Genomic DNA, 23,043 nt, shown 5'->3' with positions numbered 1-23,043 from the left:
GAGGCCCGTTGTTGGCATCGGCTCGATGAGTGTAAGCTGGGATAAAAGAGGCGATTTGCCCATTTCTCCGATATCCGTGTCGGCCAAACCCAATTACCAGCGGCGAGAGCCACTCACGGCATAACATAGCCGCTTCTATCCATAGTGTGCAGCGGCAACTCTGCTTCTTTGCGGCTGCACAATCGGAATTTACATCACGCGATCAATGGCAACGCTAGCGTCTTCAAACCAAAACTCCCGGGAGGCAATTTCGCCCACTTTTTCAACACATGCACCTGCTGCGTTACCAAGCGCTTCCTCGCAAAGGCTTAAAAGGTCTAGAGGGTATTGCGCAGCGCCGGTGCAAACCTCGATTGCAATATCGGCGGGGATAGGGGCCGTTCGTCTGTACGTCCGCCGATAAGATATTCTGACACCAATGCGATATGCAGTGACTATGTACGGGAGAGCGGCTGACCAATCGAAATTCGGATCCCTTCGTCCCTCCTCAAGGTGAGCCAATATTCCATTTAATTCATCCTTATCGCACTCATCCGGCAGCGGGAAATGGGTCTTCACCAATGATAGCGAGGGATCAGCGCCGTTGGCTATGAGTGCAAGATATGCAACGCGCCGGGAGGTTTCTGGACCAAGCGAGAGATCTTTGTCCGTTCTACGTGGACGGACTATGGAATTTGCTGACCCCCAGATTCGTCCGTTCGCAAAACTTTCGGCATACTGGTGACAAAATGAGTGCCAGTCTTCGGGATCTATCAACTCGATGCACTCTGCGAGTTCTGTCCGATACTCGATCACTGGGCGGGTTGTCAGACCCAGAAAACAACCAATCAGAAAGGTCATTGGAACTGTTCTCTGGGAGAGAACCTCACGAAACTTAGCCAATAACCATCCCTTGTTGCGGGAGTTCTGCGCGAGATCGATGGCGAATGCCAAATAAGAACTGGCGAGTGAAGAGGTATCAAGCGGTCCTTTGCGACCGTACGCAAACCCGGAAACAACTCGAACTGCTAATATTTGCAAGCGCATAGAGTTGGGGAATTCCCGAGCGTACGCTGCAAAAAAACCATCAAATAATGCCGGATTCTGCGCCAACGTCGCAAGGTCATTATCTAGGAGGTCGGTGAGAGAGCTGAATATGATTGCCCGATTAGAGCCGCATGAACTCAAGAAACTTAGATCAACAGCGCTCAACTCTTTGGCTTCCATCCCCATGGTTACCCTTGCCGTTGGTAAGGCCTGTGCCAGCGTGAGACGTTGCCGATTGGCACTTGGCGGAAACCTTGATGGAAGATGGAAAAGTCCAATCAGACTTAGAACACTCACGCCCAGTGAGGAGATTGGTGTAGTTGGTCGGGGAAGGTTCGTGGGAAAAGTTACGCCCTGTTCTAGATTTTTGACTAATAAATCCCATAATTTCGGGTCTTGATCCAAAAGTTCATAGCGACGGCCTGTCAACAAGTAGAAAGCAATTGAGGAGCCTAAATCTCCATCAATAACTTCGGTAATTAGGCTTTTATCAATCTTTTCAAATACACCAAGAGCTTGAGCTATATGGAGAGATCGAGGATCGACGTGAGGAGTCAAAGCCTTCCAAAATGTCCATATGTCTTGTTCCTCCAGAATATTTGCCACGAATGCAGCTACTGCGCTTAACCTGTCAAACTCGTTCGAATGAGTTAGCTGCAAGCGACAATACTCGAGGACCTCGTCTCTGCTAGGTCCCCAAGGGAACGAACCGTTGAAATCCGCGTCTCCCGTAAATAACTTAGCGAGGAGCATATCAAAGCGTGTCTCAGCAAGAATCGGCTTGATGAGAAGTGGTATCATCTTGGGCTTCTGTGCAAAGACATGATCTGCAAGAAGATTAAGACGGAGACGCGTCGTGTGAACAATATGACGGTAGCCTTCTGTCTCTCCCAACTCCTCGATCTCAAATAACAATGAATTAAGTTCTCCAGAACTGTAGTATCCTGCGAAGAACCTTGTAACATTAGCCCAATAAAAATTCTTTGCTATGGCTTGAAAGCGATCTGGAAGTGTTCCTTGCTTGGTATCTCCTGCAGGTGAATAGGGCGCCGTGTCGTAAAGAAAACGTGCAGCGAAATATTCTTGAAGAGGTTGAACTTCAAATTCGAATGTCCCGGTAATTCGCGACACTATCGCCACCACGCGCTCTGTAACGCCCGTAAACATTGCGTCGACGATTTCGGTGTCAAAGTGTCCTTCTCTCAAAAACTCTTCTACTTTACTCTTCAACCGTTCCGCAGATATTTTTCCCGCAGATTGGTCTCCTTCAGCCTCGGTTTGGAGTAGCCATGCCAGGTAACCATGAATTTGTATGAGGAGCTCGCGATTGTCTCTTACGGAATCGTTTTTCTCAGCCTCGCGATCGAGGAATATATCAATATACTTGTCATAAAGGGGCGTGCGCTTATCAGGCAAGTGAGAGCCCTGCTTCCAAACTAACGTGAGCAGGATAGACAGTTGCATCGGATTTCTCGCCAGATACGCAACATGGGAATGGGCTAATTTAGACTTGAGAACTTGAATTATATCGCTTTGCTTTTGTCCCGAAATCTTCATCGCCGAAAGCCACTTTTGGGTATACTGGCCTATTTCGTGGCGCGTGAGCGAAAGAATATTTAGATGGGCCCACTCAGCGGCCGGGAAGCCTGGCGAATTGGCAAATGCTGTAGGGCGACTCGCAACGATAAATTGGACTGCAAGGGCGCTTTCATGCAGCCGAACATATGCATCAGAAACATGTTTTACGATCTTGTTTCTCAATAGTGGATCGGCAACTTCATCAAATCCGTCGAGTACAACAAGTAAGCGAGCAGTTTGTGCGAACGTTACCAAATCGGTCGCGGAAAACTCTTGTCCCGTATTCTGATGGATTTGTGCCGCAATGAAGCTCTCAAGCACGTCAGAAGCGTTTGCAGGTCTATTGCTGGCGCGGTTGTCGGAGAAGGGGTTCCGCCCCACCAGCCATTGCGCGTAATCCCGCAGGTCGAAACGAAGCGGCAGAAAAGTCTCTTTCGGCCGATAACGGTCGTTTAATTTAGCAAGTTCAGGCTTCCGGAGCAGAACCATCCGATGAACTTGACAAAGAAACTGAGTAATCGTTGATTTCCCCTGCCCCGGGGCACCCTCTACTACAATCCGATCCGCTGCCAAGCCAATAGTTTCGGTCACGAGAAGCTCCAAGATACCTGGCACTTCCTCATACGACTCCCCGGGGATAACTATATCATTAAAGAAACCGGGCTTTTGCCTGTTATTCAGAACAATGGTTGAAGACGCTTCCGACAGCAGTGCTGATTTCGCACTGTCGTAACTTTCGTCCAATTCTACGCTTACAGGAAGGTCAACGAAAAGATCCATAATATTCTTGTCGAGGTCGAGCTGTTTGAATTTTGCAGAGCGGTCCTGGTCGTACTGATGGGCGACAAAAGCTTTTATAGTTCTGACGATCCGCTGATCGAGCTGGTTAACGCCTCCTCTGGAGAGGAGCATTCCCAAAACGTCCGTTCCACTAAGAATATCCAAGTAGCTCCATTGTATCTGAGGATATTTCTCCAGGCGTCGCTCTATGTCATCGCGCCACCAGCATTGAGTATTTATACCCAATTTTTCCTTAAGTATTTCATTTGCGCGATCTATTGAACCAGCATCCAGGTGACTAGTACCCTGGACATTCGTGGCGAGAATATAGTTATTGAGGCCTCGTTCTTTTAGCCTTTCAACCTTTTTCGATTCTAAGTTTACAATGCCTTCAATAAAATCTTCACGGGAGTCTTTTGACAAAGGATTTTTGGAAAATTTTACTTGGAGAACTGAGAAGCCCCCATTGAGATTGGTGAGTATAAATCCGTCTCGGCCACCATCTGGTTGACCTACAGGGAGGCACTGCAAATTGGAGTGTTCGCACAAAACGAGAGCTTGACAAAGCTGTTGAAAGCGCTCGTCACCTAAGTTTTCTAGATTAAAAGCCAATCGATTTCCCCTTGTCGAATCACATCGCTTGCGGGAAACCTATAGCGGCGATCACCTATACGCGAATAATTTTTTCGCTCAATCCCGGAGCTACAATCGCGTTATCTATCGCGTCGAGAGCACGCGCGGTTAGCCATCCCTTCAGTCGCAGCACCAATTGCGTTGGTTTTTCTGACATGTAACCTGTGCAACAAAATTTGTAAGCGAGGAGAATATTGGATGCCTGTGACAGATGGACACGGAAATCCCGACTGGACGCGTGACGAGACAATTTTGGCTCTAGATTTGTTGTATAGTCACGGCAAACCACTGGACCGTAGTCATGCAGACGTCGCTGCCCTCTCAACATTGCTGCGGAGTGCCCACATTCATCCCATCAGCAACCGGCGTGCAAGCTTTCGTAACGCAGATGGGGTCGCGCTGAAGCTTCAGAATTTATTCTCGGCGGTGGAGCCCGGAAGGGGGCTCACTTTTTCGAAGACCGATTTTGCGGTTGTAATGGATTTTCCCGGGAACCGTAGAGGGGAGCTTAATGTTATCGCTAAGGCACTGAAAGTAACTCTTACGCTTGTCGCTCCCGAAACGATCACGCCCGATGACGAGGTCTTCATTGAAGGTCGCTGGTTGACTTCTCGTCATAGGCAAAGGGACCGTCGTCTTCGTTTACGGCTGCTGAAGAAGCGGCTAGGGAGCTCGTTGGTTTGCGAAACATGTGACTTCGCACCCCCGGTGCTTACAAGGGACTTGCAGGAGAGTTTTTTTGAAGCCCATCACCGGCTGCCACTTGCGGAAGCCGAAAGTGAAAGATCGACACGGGTTGTTGATATGGCTCTTCTATGCGCTTGCTGTCATCGGCTAATCCACAAGCTTATAGCGAGCCACGGTCGGTGGGTTGGCGTAGAAGAAGCACGGAAAATCCTGTTCGCAGCCAACATGTCATAGAGGGTTAGGTTCAAGCGACGGCACATGCACGTTTAGTCCCGCGAAATGAGCGCACTGCTCACTCTATGCCCAGAACCAACATTGGACACTAGCTTTGGTCGACGTAGCACAGCGTCAAGCCTTTGGCATCGGCCGGGATGTCACCCAAAAACACTATCCGCAGTCTCAGTCTGCACTCATGGAAATATTCTATTAAAATTTCCGAGCGCCCCATCAGATATACACCTCGCGCAAGTCCCCCCGTACCCCCTTCGACTCGTTGTATGCATTTCCCATCCAGAACCAATACCGAAGTGCTAGGCGTTGTTGCAGACTGAACGAGACGGACTACAGCGCATAATTCTAATATGAGAGCCAGAAGAATAGTATTTTGGGTGTGCCTCTGGAGAACTTACCTGAGAGTGGTTCGATAAGTGCCTATTGACTACCCAAAAGGAACCGTTGATAACAGAACCACCCAAATCGAACCAAGGTGGTTTCCATGTACGTCCGCGCCTATCTCCGAGCCAGCACCAAAGATCAAGACGCCAGCCGCGCCAAGGACGATCTGGTTCGGTTTGTCGACGAGCGCGGTCTGAAGATCGCAGCCTTCTACATGGAGAACGAGAGCGGCGCATCGTTGGCCCGTCCTGAACTGTTCCGGTTGCTGTCTGATTGCCATCCCGGCGATGTCCTTCTGGTCGAACAGGTAGACCGTCTCAGTCGCTTGAACGCCGAGGACTGGACGAAGCTGAAAGCCGAGATTGGCATGAAGCGAGTACGAGTGGTCGCCTTGGACTTGCCCACGTCGTACCAGTTGGCCAACTCCGGTGATGATTTCAGCAGCCGAATGCTCGACGCCGTCAACGGCATGATGCTGGACATGTTGGCTGCGATTGCAAGGAAGGACTACGAGGACCGGAGGAGACGACAGGCTCAGGGCATTGCCAAAGCAAAGGTGAAGACCGGGGACGAGCGTGTCTATCGGGGACGCCCGGAGAACGAGAAGCGCAATGTGTCCATCATGGAAATGCTCGGGAACGGTCAAAGCTGGGCCAGCATTATTGCTGCGACGGGTTGCTCACGGTCCACCCTGTCCCGTCTCTCGCAGCGTGTGAAGACTGAGGCGTCGGCAAAGCAACCGAGCGATGGTTGATGCGCTTAGAAGCGGTGCGGTCGAGACGTTTCATTGCCCTTCGTGTTCGTTAGCCACTACCCCAGCCGAAACCAGAGAACGTCCGTGGAACCGGTTTTCCGCAACATGAAGCGTGGTGATTAGGGGCAACAGGAGCAATTTCACTTTGATTTTGCACCAAACCTTCCTCAACGACTAACTCAACAATCCGCCCTTATCGGCCTCCACGGCCCTACTGCCTCGGTTCACACCTGGGGCCTTTTCATTTGGAGAAACCAATGGCTGACATCATCAACAACACCAAGGGCAAGACCCGAGACAAGCCGGTGAGCGACGAAGCTCTGGCGCGTATGCGTCGAGCAGCAGAAATGACAGACCCGAGCTTGAGCATCGCGATTACCTCTGGTGGTCAAGCCCCGAAGGGATCGGGCGGCAAGCGTACCGGTTCGACAAGGCATGATGTCGATCATACCGGCCACAGCCACACGGCTGACCTCGTTCTCATGCGCAACGGTAAGGAAATTCGACCTGGACAGGACAAGGCTCTCTACGCGAAATACATGGAGAACGCTGCAAGTCTTGGCTTTACGGGCATCGGTCACTACGATTGGGGCATCCACGTAGGTGATGGCTCCAAGACAGCTTGGGGTCCGTCCACAACCTCCGCTGACCTCGACCCTGAGTTCGGAGCTGCGATCAACCGAGGCTGGGGTAACCCGCTTGGTATTGAGGCTCCTGTCGGTGGTCAGAGCGAGATGCTCGCCCAGTCGCAGATCAAGGACCCTTCGGTCAAACTCAAGGACCTCCCGCCCATCCTCGACGAGGTGCTGGCTGCTGGTCAACAGAAGTATGATCCGAAGTCCAATCCGCTGTCAGGCCAGAATACCCCGGTCGTTCGCGGCAATCCTAACAACCTCCCACCTCAGGACCGGCCAGAGGCCTCCATCAGTGAGCTAACGGAAGCCGCTTGGAAATCCGAAAGCACCACGGCTTGGGCCTTCCAGTCGCCACCGGAGACAGGCCGGGACAAGAACTGGGGCTTGACCAACAGCCGCATCGAGGCCGATCTCCAGCAACTCAAGGATTTGGGCGGCGACCCAAAGGTTTACAGCCCTTGGCTGGCCAGAGCGCATTCTGAGGAAAACTATGGGGCGATCATTGCGGATGCTCGACGCGACATCGAACGCCAAACTTTGCTTAACAACGCTGGTTGGGTAGGAACCGCCCTCCGTGTCGGCGTTGCCATGGTGGACCCACTGGAGGTTGGGGCTGACTTCCTAGTAGCGGCGGTAGCACCTCAGTTCATGGGCGTTCGCAGGTCGGAAAAGTTGTACCGGGCTCTCAACGCGGGTGCCGCTGGCGCTGCCGGTGGTGCCGCTGCTGGTGCCGTGGGTTGGTCCGTCAATCCACATCAGGATGCCACGGACATGCTCTATGGTTCGGTCTTTGGTCTGGGCGTGGGTGGAGTCGTCGGCGCTCTCGGGCGCAACCCAGCGACCCTGAGAGAGGCTGTGTGCATCCAACGTGTAGCTGATGAAGCCCGTAAGGCGTTCGATGGTGAGCTGCCCGGAATCAAGATGGCTGGCTCCACAGGTGCCGCTCGGGCTCAAACCCCGAAGGACTTCCTGAACGACGAAGCCCTGCAGTTCGTGGGCGGTGCAGAGATCGAGAAGTCTGCCTTCCTCGGTGCCCGTGTCGACCTCTATGCCCAGATGGACAAGTCCCCGAACACCCTTACCCGGGTTGGCGCAGGGCTGGTCAATGACGGCGTCGGAAAGAAGAACGGTGCAGTCAACGCCATCTCCGCTTCCGAGGAGCAGAGCCGCTTCTGGACCGGCTGGGCAACGTCCTACATGAAGACCTACCGCCCGGCCTTCGACGACTTCAAGGCTCGTCACTCCACTGGCTGGACAGATGGTCCGAAGGTCGAGCGCGACTTCAATGATCAGGTCTACAAGTACATTGTGGACCGGACTCCGGGGCGCTCCGAGCGTTATGACCCAGCAGTCATCAAGATGGGCAATCATCAGGCCAAGCTCTATCAGGAGGTCGGTCAGATGGCGCAGAACCCGTTCGTCCGCGAGGGCATGACCGGGGACAGTGTCGCCGGTTTCGAGCGGTGGCAAGCCAATCCGCACTATGCCATGCGCCGTTGGGATAGCGACAAGCTCGTCGAGATCACCAAGGACTATGTCGACGGGACCGTTAAGGACCTCATCGTTGGAGCAATTCGCAAGGCGAACGCCGACATGGAAGAAAGCCTGATCGACAGTTTGTCCAAGGGTTTCACCCGTGCCATCACGAACCGGGCTCATGGCCTTGAGGATGCCTCGGTACGTGCAATGGGTGGCGACGACATCGAGAGCCTGATGGAGGTTCTAACGCTCGACGGTGGTCTCTCCCGGGCTGATGCAGACGCTGTTCTGCAGCGGTTCAAGAAGGAGAAGACCGCAGACGCCGGGGACGATGTTCGGGCCAAGCATAGGCTCCTACTCGACGAGACCTTCCGCTTCGACAACGTTCTTCGCGGAGACGGTACCGTAGATGAAGACGGCCTCGGCATCTTGGACCTGATCAACACCGACGCCTCGTCCAACTTCCTGTCCTACGCTCGGCATATGTCGGGCATCGTGGTTCTGTCGCGCTACCGCTTTAAAGACCCACAGACCGGCGAAGTTCTCATCAACGGTTTCAAGAGCGATGGCGAGTTCAACCACTATAAGGAGCTGGTTCGTCGGCGTGGCGCTGAGCTGATCTCGTCTGGCAAGATGGCCAAGGAGCAGATCGAGAAGGACATCGCTAATCTCGATATGGCCTACAGTTCAATCCGTGGCCGTCCAGTGTCGGGGGGCTGAGAACACCGATTTCGGTTGGTGGTCTCGGGCAATTCGGAAGATGAACTTCAGCCGGATCATGAACCAAGTCGGTTTCGCCCAGGTATCTGAAATTGGATCAACAGTAGGGACGCTCGGCTTTAAGGCAGCAATGTCTCAGGTGCCGGCTATGCGTCGGATGATGGGCCAGAGCGGGGAAACAATCCTCAAGTCTGGCCTCGGTGACGATCTGGAAACTTGGCTGGGTGTCGGGACCGAAAGGCTCCTGCACCGGAACAACTACCAGCTCGACGAGATCGGCGTGGCTGAAACCAACGCTGGTCGCTGGCGTGACCGTATCGACCGAAACCTGAACCGCATGAACAACGTGACGGCGGAAGCCTCAGGTATGCGACAGGCCAACATCATGCTGGAGCGCTGGACCGCAGCCTCGGTCGTACAGAAGTTCGCCAACATGGCAGCGGCTGGCGGCAAGGGTATGTCCAAGGCACGACTGGCTGACCTCGGTCTCGACGAGGCAATGACCGGGCGCATCATGAAGATGTTCGACGAGCCGGGGAACTTTGAGTTCGCCAATGGGCTCATCACCAACAAGAAGGTGACCCGGCCTCACTTCGACAACTGGGCCGATAAAGAAGCGCGTGAGGCGTTCCTTGGTGCGGTCGATCGATCGGTCAAGCAGATCATCCAGAAGAACGACATTGGCAACCTGATCCCGTGGATGTCTCATCCTGCGGCGAAGATGCTGATGCAGTTCCGTACCTTCATGGTCGGAGCCTATGCCCGTCAGACGCTCAAGTCTCTCCACTTCCGCGATGGTCCCGCTCTTGGGGCTGCTATCGGAACCATGGCGATGGCCGGGGCTGCTTACGTGGCTCAGACCAAGGTTCAATCCATTGGTCGAGAGGATGGCTGGGCCGAGAACCGGCTGACATGGAACAAGATCGGCAGCGCCTCCTTCGCGAGAGCTGGGGCTTCGTCCATCGTTCCCATGCTGGTCGACACCGGGATGTATGCCAGTGGTCAGGATGCGATCTTCTCGCACACCCGTACCACCGGTCAGGTCAGCAACATGCTGTTCGGAAGCCCGACCACGGGTGGCATCGACGATGTCATTCAGGCTGGCCGTTCACTGGCTGGTCTCTTCGAAGGCCGTGACTGGTCTCAGGAGGAAGCCCGGGCAATCCCGCGCATTCTTCCGTTTGGCAACATGGTGCCTATCGTCGCTGCTCTCAACACGATGATCCATGACATGCCGCAATGGCAGTCGGAATATCCAAACTAGCAATGCACTGCTGCGGCCTCGGTTAACTCCGGGGCCTCCGGCTGTCGTCCGGCAATAGGGGCAACAGTAGGAGCCATGGGCAGAGCCCCTATGGTTGAACTATAGTGTAACCATAGTGGACTGAGGTTTGGCTATGGCTCCCTGATCAGAAGGGAGGGTGTTTAACACCTCTCCTCTCATGGACCATGGTAGCACTGCAGGTAACCACGGTCTGCTCCTGCGTATGAACCTTGGGCTGAGACTGTGGTCCTCTCCCGCAGGTGATCACCGTGGCATCCACGCGAGAGCCTTCCGAGATACAGACCAAGGCTCTGAACCGGGAAGAGGAGGATCAGTGATCCCTTCCTAAACAGACAGCCAAGGCAGATCGCAGCAGAACCATGGTCATCACCCAGGACGATTTGTGACATGTGGTCTCCAACGCCGGAGGCATCACCGGAGCATTCTTGGGCCACCGTCTGCGTCTTCACCGGTATCAACCATAGACGCGCTTCAGGCGGACTGCGGCACCGAGCCCCGCCCAAATACCGTAGCGCTGCTTAATCGCGTCTACCGCATCACAAAGGTCGCCGGTCTGAACGCAGTGGCCGACAGCAACGCGACCAACTTCATCCCCCTTCATCACCAACAGGAAAGGTATCCTGCATTGATCCCAGCGGTCGTCACCGCCATGCATACCATTGAACTGATCGGCTCTTACACGGCCCGTCACGTCGAAAGCGGCCTTACGGTCGATCTCACTTCCCGTCGAAACCGCAGTACGACCAAGGGTCCGATATCGCCTTTGTGTCGGAAGCTCGTTGACCTCGGTCACGACCCCAGCGGGAAAGTCCACGTCATCCGAAAGGCTCTGGACAGGTATGGACATATCCCCGTCTTCCAGCGCGACCGAACGCTAACGGCTTGGGCCGGTGCCGATTGTGTCGAAAGCGAAACGCGCTCAGTCCGCATTGTCAAACATCGCCCATTCGCTGGTTCGGTGGGGGCGTTTCATGGGCGTTAGCGCAAGCCAACGCTCTGGATGCCGGGGCATGATAAACGCGCTCCTTGGTGAGGCTGGCGATCCCGTCGCTGGCTTCCCGCCAAGAACACCCTCGCAGTGCCGAGCTTTAGGTCTACCTCATATGTGTGTTTCGCTCGCCTGTCGGCCTATCGGTGTCTTTTGTCATCAGGGGTGGCGGCAGGGGTTGTCAGCTTCCTGAGCGGCACCGTGGGTATTGTGCAGTCGTCCAATTGTTCCACCGCGTTATACCGACGGATGATCTCCCTCAGTTCCTCACCGGGCTCCTCCTCATCGATCGGTATTGCCTTTCCTTCCCAACCACAGTCTGCGCAGGTCGGCCGCTCCCAGACCACTTCCGGCATCTCAAGGTTATGGCCTTCTTCTGGGTTGAGATTGGGGGAGCCACAGTCTGGGCAAGCCTCGGGCACCTCCCGCATCCACAAGATCAACAATGAGCTTGCCAGACCTATGATGTGTCCTGTGGTCGAGAGACAGGCTTCGGCATCTCGCCAAGTCGCAGACTTCGCGTGGGTCAGCCATGCCGCGAAATCCCAAGCTTCCTTCGACAAGGTCTTGAAGAGGCGGCGACGGTCTTTCTGGTCTCTTCCAGAGAGAAGAGTGTCGTAGATAAGCTCCGACCACCCCTTGAAATCGGCCCTCTTTGGCGTCTCCTTGCCGTCCTCGGGCGTGAACCAGTCCTGCGCTATGGCAATGAACGCGAGGAGGGTTTCGCGGCTGCGCATTCCCACAGCTTGATAGCCGGATATGTTTGTCGCCTGAGACAAAGCCAAGGTGGCGGCCTCGAGTTCGCTGAAGACAGTGCCGAACGGGAGAACTTTCCGATCACTAGGGTGTTGCTTTAGGTTCCTTGGTATCCTGAGACACAGGCCCATATGAAAGGTCACAGCATAATCGAGATTGGGAAACTGCTCCTGTGAGTAAAGGTTCGTTGGGTTCGTTATGACCCACCATCTGTCTTTGTCGGTGTGGACATCCCAGACATCATGGACGTGGTCCAGAAGATGCTCGGAGTAAATCTTCTGAATAAACGTGATTTCCAGATCAGGAGCTTGACCGTGGAAATAGTCGGAAACGGTCTCACGCTCCTCTTTAGTCTCGCTCAACATGCTCAGTCACTTTCCTCACTAGATCACGACAACATACACGATTTAGTTGAGGTGCGGCCGCTCTGCAATCCCCGAGGCGGGCGACAACTGGCGGGTCTTCCTCCACGCCTCAGTCAACACTAACAAAGGGTCCGCTCAACGAAATACCCCAGCGCCGCGTGAAGAATACCCTTGCCCAGTGCCGGATCTATGGGACCGACCGTGAGCGGCCCTTTGGCGATCTGAACCTCGATAACTGTCGTCGTCACCTCAACGAGGCCTACGACAAGCTCGGCGGAAATTACGCGGAGTTCACCCAGCCTTTCCACATCTTCCGTCACACTTATGCATCACTGCTGGCAATGCGGGGAATCGACGCGAAGAGGATTATGGACTGGATGGACAATACGAACATGTCGGTCACGCAGCGTGACATGGAGCTGTCACTCTCGGCCCCTGGATGATGTCGCTGCTGCTCTGGGGCCAGAGACGCCGAAGGTGCGGTTCGTCGGTTAGGTCTTTTGCCGAAACAGCGGTATCATGGGATCTGGCATTCGCCATCTGAAGAGCAACGGCCCCATTGCCCCCAACCCGAACTGGGATTGAGCGGGTCCGCAGTGCGCCGATAGCAGATGTCTTCTCCACTACTACCTGCACCAGAGAAAGTCTGGGAAAAACCTTTTGTCATTCTTCCTGGGCCCCAGACCGTCGTATTTGCCTCACAGTTTCCGGCACGACCTTGAGTAATCTGGGCTTGAGGTAAGACATCCCATCCGTTCATTACCACGGTAATGTCTGCAAGGGCGGCCCCGTGGAGGCTCAGGAACAGCGGTACCACGCCAAGTGTCTTGAGTAGACTTCTCATAATCACCCCTCCTTCATCAATAAGTGAAAGCTAATACACAATTGACAAAAATGCAAAACCTAAGATAGTTATTTCTGACAAAACAATTTCGCGCTGCACAACGGTTCTTCAGTGGATCGAGGTGATGAAACAATGGAGGACTAAGCGAATGTATAAAGGAATCCTAACGGCCACAGTGGCGATTGTCGCGCTCCTTCCCAATATGACTTCCGCTTTGGCGGATACCACCGTGCGATTTTGTATCGGAGAACTCGTAAACAAGTGCCCGGTACAGGTACAAGCGTTCTACACCTGCGGCACGAGCTACGAACAGGCGGCTGCCGACATTTGCACGGTCTACATCGATGGTACCAAAAAGGTTTCCCCGTTTAGACTGGTTAAACAGGGTACTCACGAAGGCAACCAGTGCGGCTATGGTTGGGCGCAAGTGACCTGCCTTGATTAACTCGACCAACTGTGATTTGCGAAAGCGCGTGAAAACTCTTGAAGGGCACAGGTATCTTATTTTTCGATTGGCTCGGACGGCGGGACTTGAACCCGCATGACCAAAGCCGCGACATTTGAAGTGCGGTCCTTCACGAAACCTCGGCATACCGCTAGGGGCACGTTACGGGCACCGGGAGCGGTCAAATCTACGAGTTCGATGCTCGGGACTACCACCGTGCAGTCCCGGCGACCGGCGATGGCTGGCGGTTCTTCTTCCGCGCTTCGGTCAACAAGCTGACTAAGGGTCCGCTGAACGAAATCCCCAAGCACGTTCAGGTGTATCTGCCCCACGAAGACCTGGGGTGGTGAATCTACTCGGCCAACACGTAGGTTACAAAGGAAGCGCAGACACCAAGCATGAATATTGCCTCGCGCTCCTCCACATCCGCTACCGCTGCTTCTTTCTTGGCGTGTCTTATCCCCGGCTCCTGTGAGGTGTAGTCGTAAAGCCGGTTGACGGCGATCTTGAAAGCGCCATTCATCGGTCGCCGCCCGTCCATTACCCCTACCGCCTTTGCGAAATTTGTCTCACCAGTGCTCGCTAAGGCTACTGATTCAACAGCGCTCATGCTTTCCCTTACGCTATTGGCATAATTTCCGCTTGATAGTTCTGCTGCCGCATCAAGGAGATGCTGCCTAGCTGCGGGCATTTGCGCCGTGTCGGTGGTACGGATAGCGTTCACCATGGCTGCCGCTTCTTCCGCAGATGCCACAGGCATAATTGTGTCGCCGCTAACCACCCGATACGCTGCACGTGTTCGGACCAGTACGTTAGAAACAGCTTGGCTTAATGACGGGCTCTGGAATGCTCTTAGCATCCACTGCACAAAGCCTAAGCAAACGTCATACTTCGTGACTTCGTGGAAGTAAGCTTTCCAATGGGCCTCCACTTTGTCAGGGCGCCCGTCAAACTCATCGATCATGCGGTGTTCGACTCTGACCCAGTGTCTTTCCACGACCCGAAGGAAAGGGACGTTTAGCTCGTATTGGAAGTTGGTAATATTGCGCTTTATCTGGCTGTGGAAAACGGCCCAAAGCTCAGCCCTGACTGATGCTGGTAGTTCACCTAGATGAAGCTGTGACGGCAGAGGTTCGTGTCCTTCCGCTTGCGAGAAACTGAGGCCCTGTCTGCGTTTGTACTCTGCATCATCCATAACCCACGACAGCATTTCTTCGTCCAAATATCAACATGTTCGGGCGTTGCATCCACTTCTTTGCATGGAGACTTAATGACAATCCACACCGCTGACTTCCAACGACAGGTCGAACTCGAAATCGACATGAGCAACCTTGGCGCAGCACGGTTAGCCTCCAGAATGAGCAAGGAGATCGAGCAGGATCGCGGTGGTGAAACCAAAGCGGTCACTTGGCTCATCAAGCGGGACATCAATGCGGTGTCCGAGGCGCTGCGGATGTTTATCGGTCGACCTGGGTCCCGAGGTCACACCCGGGTCAGCTGCAAAGAGAGGAGGGCAATCTCGGACGTATCAGTAGCAAGTGGTTCGTATGGTCGGCCCCATCGGCGTACTTGTGCAAGTTACGGGCCGGTTCTGGGTAGCGTTGCGGTTATAGTTATCAGCCGCCTTTTGGAGGCCGTTGCCGACATCGCGCAGTGCCGCTCGATTATCGTACCGGGTTGTCAACTCGCGTTGCTTCTCTTGATGCAAACAGGCATCCATTTCCGCGCTGTTCGGAGTCGCGCCTTGATCAATGCACCGCTGGATAAGCTTCTGAGCAAGTTGCTTGATTTCGGTATAGCTCATCTCTGATGGCAGTTTGGTTTCGCAACCTACCAGGCCGATCACCGCCACGCCAATAATCGCAATTCTCATTCCAGCTTTCCGGGAAAGTTGCATCTCAGTCGGCCTTTAAACCTTGCGCCTTGTTATCCGTCAATCCCCCCTTCTGCCGGAACGGACGCCTACATCCGGGTGGTTACTATCCGGGAGCCTTGGTACGTGGGTGCAGACGTCAGCGAGTGTCTTGATATGGACCTCCACGCTGGGACCAGCCAATGGCTCACCGGGCTCTTACCTGAAGAGAAGCGACGGTCGGGGCGTAAGGAACTCCCTGAGCTGTTCTCAGGTAGTCGCGCTCCCTCACTGAACCTTGTGTCTGATAGCGGGCTCTACAAACTGGTCATGCGCTCCGACAAGCCCGAGGCCAAGGAGTTCCAGAACTGGGTGACCAAGGTCGTCCTCCCCGCCATCCGCAACGACGGTGGCTACATCCACGTCGAGGAACATGTGGTTTCCGGGGCGATGACCGAGGATGAACTGGTGTCAGAGAAGGGTTTATCCACAGCAACATAATCGCTCCACTGCAGGAGTAATTTGTCAACCACAGGATTGAAACGTGTTGATTGCACTTGGTTGTTATTGACGGAAATCTCTCCACTGAAGGATAGATTACTCAGATGTACCTTTTAAATGTATTTTGTATTTGAAATTTCGGCGAATTTAGCTTTTCTTTTCAGGGTCATAACAAACTGGAGAGTGAACCATGACCATCAAAGCCGCCACACGAAGGAAATTCCGCCCGTTTCAAGACGTGGCCACTCCACCGGGATACGATACCGCGTTCTCATATTTCTCCTTACGACTACCTGAGGCATTCGATCTTCTCTATGATCCAGTCCTTGATGTGGAAGCCGACCTTGGTAAACTTACGCTGCGGACCCTGCTCAAAGGGAAGGAAATTAAGATTGTGCCAGCCCCCAGCGCCTTAAGGGAGCGTGGCATCCGCCAGACATTGGCATTCCCGCTGTTGATCATGGCCAGATACTACCTCTAGCTGGGTAAAGATGCTGGGAGACGCTTGAGCTTAGGGAGGCGTGGATCCGACGTGATCAATCCCCGCAAAGATTACGCCCCCCACAACTAGGCTTTGACGTCATATTTCGGGAGCTTGAGAATTTCACGATATAGCGCCTTCATCGTGTTCTCGCCGTAGTCAGAACTTGCGCTGCCATCTTCGTGACCTTGTATGGCGTCCATGTACCGAGGCGCAATATCGACATCTCGTGCGACCGTCTTGAAGCGGTGCCGCCACGCATGATTGGGCTGCACACGTGCATCAGTGACCTTTGCAACATCCCTGACCCAGTCGCTCACCTTACCCCGAACGCTTGCTGCTTGAGTGTGTCCCGGCTTTCGTTTGCGGTCGTTCGGAATGTAGAACAGGGGGCCCTCGGGCCTCGATTGGACGAGTTCTATCAATCCCAGTTCAACAAGATGCGGATGGATCGGCACCATCCGATACACCCCTGTCTTGGTCGAGCCCGCTTCTGGCGTGATTTTGAGGAACGGAATGTCGTACTCCTCTGAAAAATCCTCCCGCCTCAACTGTGTGATTTCCCCGCCTCTTGCTCCAGTATAGGCGCAAATCCAAGGAACCCAGCGACAAGCCAACTTGTTAAGCTCTGACATCTGACCGAGAGAGGATGGATCGCCTAAGGCAAACGTTAAAATGGTCGTCGCCTCTTGGTCTGTGAAGCCCTTGGATCTCTCTTTGATAGCCTTCGGGACAGAGATTTTAACGTTTGCTGTGGGGTCACTTTTGATACGAGATTTCGCGAGGCCAACTCGGAAGACAATACGGATAGCGGCTAGGTATTTACCGTTGACCGTCTTAGCAGACAGGCCCCGCTCATGGCGAAGCATGTCGCAATACTCCGATATGTTTAAACCCGTGATTGCCTCTGCGTCCTCATGCCCAAGGTGCCTTTTGAAGTCTTCGATCTTCTGCAGGAAGTCCGCTGGCGTTCCCAAAGCGCCTTTGTCAGCGAGGTGATCGCGCTCCCACAGCTTGAACAAATCTGTGAGCGTTACGGCTTTCGCTTTTGCACCCCATGGTTTCAAAGGGGGAAATCGATTGGCATTCGGGTCCGGAGTGTAGTCGCCTTCGGCTTTCTTGGATTGCTGCTCGGCTGCGAGGAGGAGCGTTTGATGTACCTGCCGGATAAGGCGCTGACGGCTCGCTTCATCGGTTACGGTGTCCTCGCTCAGAAGAAGCTCATCCACGCTCGAACCGTACCATTGCTCGAAATTTCCGCCAGCTGCTACTCGTTCAGCCAGCGCAGTAATCTCCCGCCACGTTTGCGGACTGCCGGGTTCTTCGTCAAACTGTTCGACAATTTTCCGATAGACCTTGCCGCTCAAAGCAACGATTTGCTTTTGAGTTAAAGGCTCTAGCTTGTTCCTGAGAGCTTTCCAGCGTTTCGTGACTTGTTGCTCCTTTGCGGAGAACAGCTCTTTGGCGGCAACTGGATCCTTGGTTCCCAGCGAGATTTTTATCTCACGTTTACCAACGACACCGACCAAATCGGCCGGGACGCGCATACGGAAATAGTAGACACCAGTCTTTGGGTGCTTGAACGGACGGGGCATGTGTAAAACCAATGTGGCCACCTCTGTGTACCACCGAGGCGTTCTCAAGGCCCTGGTAACAGCCATCTATTTGTAAATCAAACAGTGAAAATGGTGCTGCTAGAGAGATTTGAACTCTCGGCCTCTCCCTTACCAAGGGAGTGCTCTACCCCTGAGCTATAGCAGCATCGTGCGGTCGGATCAGTGTTTGTCCGGCGCGAGCGAGGGCCTATTGCCATAGCTTGTTGCGGAGCGCAAGCCGCAAATCGAAGTTTTCATCGGATGGCGCACGCGAAAAACCTGGCACCCTTCCGGAGCGCTTGGTTTTGCGGTATCTGAGCGGTCATGCAAGATAACAAAGATAAGACACGCAAAGATGCTGTAACCCCTGCTGCGGTTGGCAAGCTCGAACCGGGCCATCTCGAGCCGGGGCATCTCGAACCGGGGCACGAGGCCGAGCGGCAGGCCGAGGCGCGCCGCGAGCGGGCGGCGAAGACGCTGCGCGACAATCTTTTGCGGCGCAAGCAACAGGGACGGGCGCGGCGTGCCGGTGCCGCCGATGAAACATCTGGCCTGCCTGCCGCAAAAACGGACGAATCTGCGGAATAAACTGCGCCAACACCATCGACCGGATCCGGGGGCGGGTCACGATGGTCGGCAATGTCATTCCCGCAAGCTTGATGCCTCGGCTGATCGGATGAAATATCGGGACGAGCCCAGTCACTATCCATGTTGTTGCTGCATCCACGTGGATGCGCATTCGGCATCGGTTCAATTTGCTTCTCATTTCACGGCGCATCCTTTATGGAGGCGCCAATCTCTTAAAGTTCGGACTATCAGGAAAGGCGGGCGGCGCCCGTAAGGTACCCTATGGATCGCATCAGAATTATTGGCGGCAACGAGTTGCGCGGCATCATCCCGATTTCCGGCGCCAAGAATGCAGCGCTGCCGCTCATGATCGCGTCGCTTTTGACCGATGACACGCTGACGCTCGAAAACGTACCGCATCTGGCCGATGTCGAGCAGCTGATCCGCATCCTGGGCAATCATGGCGCCGACATTTCCGTCAATGGCCGCCGCGAGCGCCAGGGCGAAGGATATTCGCGTACCATTCATTTTACCTCGCGCAACATCGTCGATACGACCGCGCCTTACGAGCTGGTCTCGAAGATGCGCGCCAGCTTCTGGGTCATCGCGCCGCTTCTCGCCCGCGAAGGCAAGGCCCGCGTTTCGCTGCCGGGCGGCTGCGCCATCGGCACGCGGCCGGTCGATCTGTTCATCGAGGGCCTGACGGCGCTCGGCGCCAATATCGAGATCGATAGCGGCTATATCAATGCGACGGCGCCGAAGGGCGGCCTGGTCGGCGCGCGTTATGTCTTTCCGAAGGTTTCGGTTGGCGCCACCCATGTGATGATGATGGCGGCGACGCTCGCCAACGGCACGTCGGTGATCGGCAATGCCGCGCGCGAGCCGGAAGTCGTCGATCTCGCCAATTGCCTCAATGCCATGGGCGCCAAGGTTAGCGGTGCCGGCACCTCGACGATCACCATCGAAGGCGTCACGTCCCTTTCAGGCGCACGCCACCGCGTCCTGCCCGACCGGATCGAGACCGGCACCTATGCCATGGCCGTTGCCATGACCGGCGGCGACGTCGTGCTCGAAGGCACCAATGCCAAGCTGCTTGATACGGCGATCGAAGCCATCCGTCGCGCCGGCGCCGAAATCACCGAAACCGAAAGCGGCCTTCGCGTCGTGCGCAACGGCGGCGGCATCAAGCCGGTGGATGTGGTGACGGATCCTTTCCCAGGCTTCCCGACCGACCTGCAGGCACAGTTCATGGGCCTGATGACCAAGGCATCCGGCACGTCGCACATCACCGAGACGATCTTTGAAAACCGCTTCATGCACGTGCAGGAATTGGCCCGCCTCGGCGCCAAGATCACGCTGTCTGGCCAGACGGCAAAGATCGAGGGCGTCGAGCGCCTGAAGGGTGCACCGGTCATGGCAACCGACCTGCGCGCCTCCGTATCGCTGGTGATCGCCGGTCTGGTGGCGGAAGGCGAGACGATGGTGTCGCGCGTCTATCACCTCGATCGCGGTTTCGAGCGCCTGGAAGAAAAGCTCAACAATTGCGGCGCCCAGGTGGAACGCGTCAGCGACTGATCCAGCGCGTCGCATCCGGCCGGTAGTTGCGGATTCGATGCCGGCGTCCTATGTCCTGTGTGATGATGAGGGCAGCCACCGGCTGCGCAGGCAAGGGATGAATGGCATGGATGCTTTGAAGCTGATGGGGCTGGACCCTGAAGATCTGGAGATCGTGTCCGCCCATGTGCAGGACGCGGTCTTCAAGGTTTCCGGACTGGATTACGCACCGCGCTTGCAACAGCTGTCGCTGGTGATCAACCGCTTCGTCTGGGAAACCGCCGAAGGCCGCGGCAAGTCTTTCGAGCGCCGCCGCAGCCTGCTCGCCTTCAAGCGCGTAACCGCCGTCCGCTCGATCGGTTTCGACCGCAAGGACGACGAGACAGTGCTGTCGCTGCTGGCCATCCAGTTTGAACCGAACGGCGAAGGCCCGGATGGAACTGTCGAGTTCATCCTGTCCGGCGAAGCCTCGATCATGCTCGATGTGGAATGTATCGAGGTTCAGCTTGCAGATACCGGCGGCGCATGGGAAACCGGTTTCAAGCCGCGCCATCCCGCCGGCGCCTGATATCCTGATCGCGCTGGCCTCGAAAGGCCGTGCATCTCCGCCGACCACCCATAAGGACGTTTTCATTGGCTCTCCGTCTCGACTATCTGACCCCCGGCTTCGAAGCCGAGTTTGCAGCCTTTCTGACGACCAAGCGGGAAGTGTCCGAAGACGTCAATGCGGTGGTCAAGACGATCATCGACGATGTGCGCCTGCGCGGTGACGCGGCGCTTGCCGAATATACCAAGAAGTTCGACGGGCTCGATTTCGCCGTGACCGGCATGGCCGTGACGGCCGGCGAGATCGACGCGGCGATCAATGCCGTGCCGTCCGAGGTGCTGGGCGCGCTCAAGGTCGCTGCAGTGCGCATCGAGGCGCATCACACCCGCCAGCGGCCGAAGGACGATATCTACGAGGATTCGATGGGCGTCGGTCTCGGCTCGCGCTGGACGGCGATCGATGCCGTCGGTCTCTATGTGCCGGGTGGCACGGCGAGCTATCCTAGCTCGGTACTGATGAACGCGCTGCCGGCCAAGGTTGCCGGCGTCGAGCGCATCGTCATGGTGGTTCCAGCCAATGGCGGCGTCATCAATCCGGCGGTTCTGGCCGCCGCGCGCATGGCCGGCGTCGAGGAAATCTACCGCATCGGCGGCGCCCAGGCGATCGCGGCCCTTGCCTATGGCACGGCGTCGATCGCGCCGGTTGCCAAGATCATGGGGCCGGGCAATGCCTATGTCGCCGCCGCCAAGCGCCAGGTCTTCGGCACCGTTGGCATCGACATGATCGCGGGGCCTTCGGAGGTGTTGGTCATCGCCGATCGCGACAACGATCCGGACTGGATCGCCGCCGATCTCCTCGCCCAGGCCGAGCACGATGTCGGCGCGCAGTCGATCCTGATTACCGACGACGCGGCCTTTGCCGCTGCGGTCGAGGCCGCAGTCGAGCGTCAGCTGCGCACGCTTCCCCGGGCGGAAACGGCCAGCGCCAGCTGGCGCGATTTTGGCGCTATTATCCTGGTGCCTGATTTTGACGTGGCGGTGCCGCTCGCCAACCGCATCGCCGCCGAGCATCTGGAGCTCGCTCTTGCCGATGCCGATGCGATGATCCCGAAGATCCGCAATGCCGGCGCCATTTTCGTCGGCCGCCACACGCCGGAAGTGATCGGCGATTATGTCGGCGGCTCCAACCATGTGCTGCCGACGGCACGCTCGGCGCGGTTCTCGTCGGGCCTCGGCGTGCTCGACTATATGAAACGCACCTCGATCCTGCGCCTCGGCGCCGACCAGCTGCGCGATCTCGGACCGGCGGCCATCGCGCTTGCCAGGTCCGAAGGCCTTGAAGCCCATGCGCGCTCGGTTGCAATCCGCCTCAATCTCGGGGGCGAGGGATGACATCCAGCCACCGTCTCTGCGATGTCGTGCTGGATGAGACCATCGGCCGCTCGACACCCGATGTCGAGCACGAACGGGCGGTGGCGATCTTCGATCTGATCGAGGAGAATTTTTTCGAGCCCGCCGGCCACATCGGCGGCCCCTACCGGCTCAAGCTGTCGCTGGTCGATTCCAAGCTTGTCTTTGCCATCACCACCGAGACCGATGCCGGGGTTGCCACCCATATCCTGTCGCTGACGCCGTTCCGGCGGATCGTTAAGGATTACTTCCTGATCTGCGAAAGCTACTACGAGGCCATCCGTTTCTCGACCCCAAGCCAGATCGAGGCGATCGACATGGGGCGGCGCGGCATTCACAATGAGGGCTCGCAGACCCTGATGGACAGGCTGTCGGGTAAGATTAAGCTCGATTTCGATACGGCGCGGCGTCTGTTCACGCTGGTGTGCGTGCTCTACTGGCGGGGATGACGGTGACGGTCGCTGCTTCCCCCAACGAACCGCAGCGGAGCGCGAAATCGCCGGGGTCGGTGCTGTTCATGTGCGGGATGAACGCGATCCGTTCGCCGATGGCGGAGGTTCTGGCAAGGGCGATGCTGCCACCGGGCACCTATGTCGCTTCGGCCGGTGTCCGGCCAGGCGAGCGCGACCCTTTCGTCGATGTGGTGCTGGAAGAGATCGGTCTGACCGCCGGGCGGCATCAGCCGCATACGCTGGATGAACTGGAAGACGATTATTTCGACCTGATCGTCACGCTGGCGCCAGAGGCGCATCATGCGGCGCTGGAACTGACGCGGTCGATGGCGATCGACGTGGTCTACTGGCCGACACCTGACCCGACAGTCGCGACCGGCACGCGCGAACAGATCGTTTCGGCCTATCGCGAGGTCAGAAATCACATTGCCAGTCTGCTCAAGCATCGTTTGCTTGGACAAATGCCGGACAAGATGGCATAGGGCACATGCAAAA

Annotated in this window: 19 protein-coding genes and 1 tRNA gene; 13 read left to right on the top strand and 7 right to left on the bottom strand. The window is 55.9% G+C overall.

From position 1 onward, the window contains the following. Positions 1–189: 189 nt before the first annotated feature. A complete protein-coding gene (locus tag ACP7BS_RS07850; protein WP_426237403.1) occupies positions 190–3,996 on the bottom strand; it encodes an NACHT domain-containing protein in 3,807 nt (1,268 codons plus the stop codon). A 1,423-nt stretch (positions 3,997–5,419) separates the two neighbouring features. Between ACP7BS_RS07850 and ACP7BS_RS07845 the strand changes: the two genes are divergently transcribed. The 3 genes from ACP7BS_RS07845 (at position 5,420) to ACP7BS_RS07835 (ending at position 10,171) form a co-directional block, all read left to right on the top strand. Next, positions 5,420–6,073, top strand: a complete 654-nt coding sequence (locus ACP7BS_RS07845; protein ID WP_426237401.1) for a recombinase family protein — start codon at positions 5,420–5,422, stop codon at positions 6,071–6,073. A gap of 257 nt (positions 6,074–6,330) precedes the next feature. After that, positions 6,331–8,907 (top strand): hypothetical protein, encoded by a 2,577-nt coding sequence (locus ACP7BS_RS07840; protein ID WP_426237399.1) that lies wholly within the window; start codon positions 6,331–6,333, stop codon positions 8,905–8,907. Positions 8,908–8,947: 40 nt separating this feature from the next. Further along, a complete protein-coding gene (locus tag ACP7BS_RS07835; RefSeq protein ID WP_426237397.1) occupies positions 8,948–10,171 on the top strand; it encodes a hypothetical protein in 1,224 nt (407 codons plus the stop codon). Between the two features lie 475 nt (positions 10,172–10,646). On the opposite strand, the gene ACP7BS_RS07830 is transcribed toward ACP7BS_RS07835, so the two are convergent. Together ACP7BS_RS07830 and ACP7BS_RS07825 are read right to left on the bottom strand one after the other, a co-directional pair. Then, positions 10,647–11,039, bottom strand: a complete 393-nt coding sequence (locus tag ACP7BS_RS07830) for a hypothetical protein (RefSeq protein ID WP_426237395.1) — start codon at positions 11,037–11,039, stop codon at positions 10,647–10,649. Between the two features lie 281 nt (positions 11,040–11,320). Continuing rightward, a complete protein-coding gene (locus ACP7BS_RS07825; protein WP_426237392.1) occupies positions 11,321–12,301 on the bottom strand; it encodes a hypothetical protein in 981 nt (326 codons plus the stop codon). Positions 12,302–12,459: 158 nt separating this feature from the next. Here ACP7BS_RS07825 and ACP7BS_RS07820 point away from each other — a divergent pair, with 158 nt between their 5' ends. Then, positions 12,460–12,744 carry a hypothetical protein gene (locus tag ACP7BS_RS07820; protein ID WP_426237390.1) on the top strand — a complete coding sequence of 95 codons (285 nt, stop codon included), beginning with the start codon at positions 12,460–12,462 and terminating at the stop codon, positions 12,742–12,744. 549 nt (positions 12,745–13,293) lie between these two features. Beyond that, the gene (locus tag ACP7BS_RS07815) at positions 13,294–13,590 is read left to right on the top strand and encodes a hypothetical protein (RefSeq protein WP_426237388.1); all 297 of its coding nucleotides are present in this window, start codon (positions 13,294–13,296) and stop codon (positions 13,588–13,590) included. Positions 13,591–13,942: 352 nt separating this feature from the next. Here ACP7BS_RS07815 and ACP7BS_RS07810 read toward each other — a convergent pair whose 3' ends face one another. Together ACP7BS_RS07810 and ACP7BS_RS07805 are read right to left on the bottom strand one after the other, a co-directional pair. Beyond that, positions 13,943–14,800, bottom strand: coding sequence for a hypothetical protein (locus tag ACP7BS_RS07810; RefSeq protein ID WP_426237386.1), 858 nt, complete (start codon positions 14,798–14,800; stop codon positions 13,943–13,945). A gap of 318 nt (positions 14,801–15,118) precedes the next feature. Then, a complete protein-coding gene (locus tag ACP7BS_RS07805; RefSeq protein ID WP_426237384.1) occupies positions 15,119–15,463 on the bottom strand; it encodes a hypothetical protein in 345 nt (114 codons plus the stop codon). A gap of 99 nt (positions 15,464–15,562) precedes the next feature. On the opposite strand from ACP7BS_RS07805, the gene ACP7BS_RS07800 reads away from it, so the two are divergent. Continuing rightward, on the top strand, positions 15,563–15,943 hold the full coding sequence (locus ACP7BS_RS07800) for a BRO-N domain-containing protein (RefSeq protein ID WP_426237382.1): 381 nt from the start codon (positions 15,563–15,565) through the stop codon (positions 15,941–15,943). A gap of 190 nt (positions 15,944–16,133) precedes the next feature. Next, complete coding sequence (locus ACP7BS_RS07795) at positions 16,134–16,424, top strand: hypothetical protein (RefSeq protein WP_426237380.1); 291 nt, start codon at positions 16,134–16,136, stop codon at positions 16,422–16,424. Positions 16,425–16,510: 86 nt separating this feature from the next. Here the strand turns inward: ACP7BS_RS07795 and ACP7BS_RS07790 are convergent, their stop codons facing one another. Both ACP7BS_RS07790 and ACP7BS_RS07785 read right to left on the bottom strand, forming a co-directional pair. Further along, positions 16,511–18,019, bottom strand: a complete 1,509-nt coding sequence (locus tag ACP7BS_RS07790; RefSeq protein WP_426237378.1) for a DUF6538 domain-containing protein — start codon at positions 18,017–18,019, stop codon at positions 16,511–16,513. Between the two features lie 91 nt (positions 18,020–18,110). Beyond that, positions 18,111–18,185 (bottom strand) — tRNA-Thr (locus ACP7BS_RS07785). A gap of 158 nt (positions 18,186–18,343) precedes the next feature. Here ACP7BS_RS07785 and ACP7BS_RS07780 point away from each other — a divergent pair. The 6 genes from ACP7BS_RS07780 (at position 18,344) to ACP7BS_RS07755 (ending at position 23,030) form a co-directional block, all read left to right on the top strand. Beyond that, positions 18,344–18,607 (top strand): hypothetical protein, encoded by a 264-nt coding sequence (locus ACP7BS_RS07780; protein WP_426237376.1) that lies wholly within the window; start codon positions 18,344–18,346, stop codon positions 18,605–18,607. 261 nt (positions 18,608–18,868) lie between these two features. Further along, a complete protein-coding gene (gene murA, locus ACP7BS_RS07775; RefSeq protein WP_426237374.1) occupies positions 18,869–20,161 on the top strand; it encodes a UDP-N-acetylglucosamine 1-carboxyvinyltransferase in 1,293 nt (430 codons plus the stop codon). Positions 20,162–20,267: 106 nt separating this feature from the next. After that, on the top strand, positions 20,268–20,708 hold the full coding sequence (locus ACP7BS_RS07770; protein ID WP_426229166.1) for a DUF2948 family protein: 441 nt from the start codon (positions 20,268–20,270) through the stop codon (positions 20,706–20,708). 65 nt (positions 20,709–20,773) lie between these two features. Next, a complete protein-coding gene (hisD, locus tag ACP7BS_RS07765) occupies positions 20,774–22,078 on the top strand; it encodes a histidinol dehydrogenase (protein ID WP_426237372.1) in 1,305 nt (434 codons plus the stop codon). Next, a complete protein-coding gene (locus ACP7BS_RS07760; protein ID WP_426237370.1) occupies positions 22,075–22,545 on the top strand; it encodes a UPF0262 family protein in 471 nt (156 codons plus the stop codon). Before hisD ends, ACP7BS_RS07760 begins: the two co-directional genes overlap by 4 nt. Beyond that, positions 22,542–23,030, top strand: a complete 489-nt coding sequence (locus ACP7BS_RS07755; RefSeq protein ID WP_426237368.1) for a low molecular weight phosphatase family protein — start codon at positions 22,542–22,544, stop codon at positions 23,028–23,030. The genes ACP7BS_RS07760 and ACP7BS_RS07755 overlap by 4 nt, the downstream gene beginning before the upstream one ends. Positions 23,031–23,043 lie beyond the last annotated feature (13 nt).

The organism is Pararhizobium sp. DWP1-1-3 (genome assembly GCF_049896125.1).
In the GTDB taxonomy this organism is placed as follows: Bacteria; Pseudomonadota; Alphaproteobacteria; order Rhizobiales; family Rhizobiaceae; genus Pararhizobium.
Note: the sequence above shows the minus strand (reverse complement) of the source record. Positions and strands in the feature narration are given on the sequence as shown.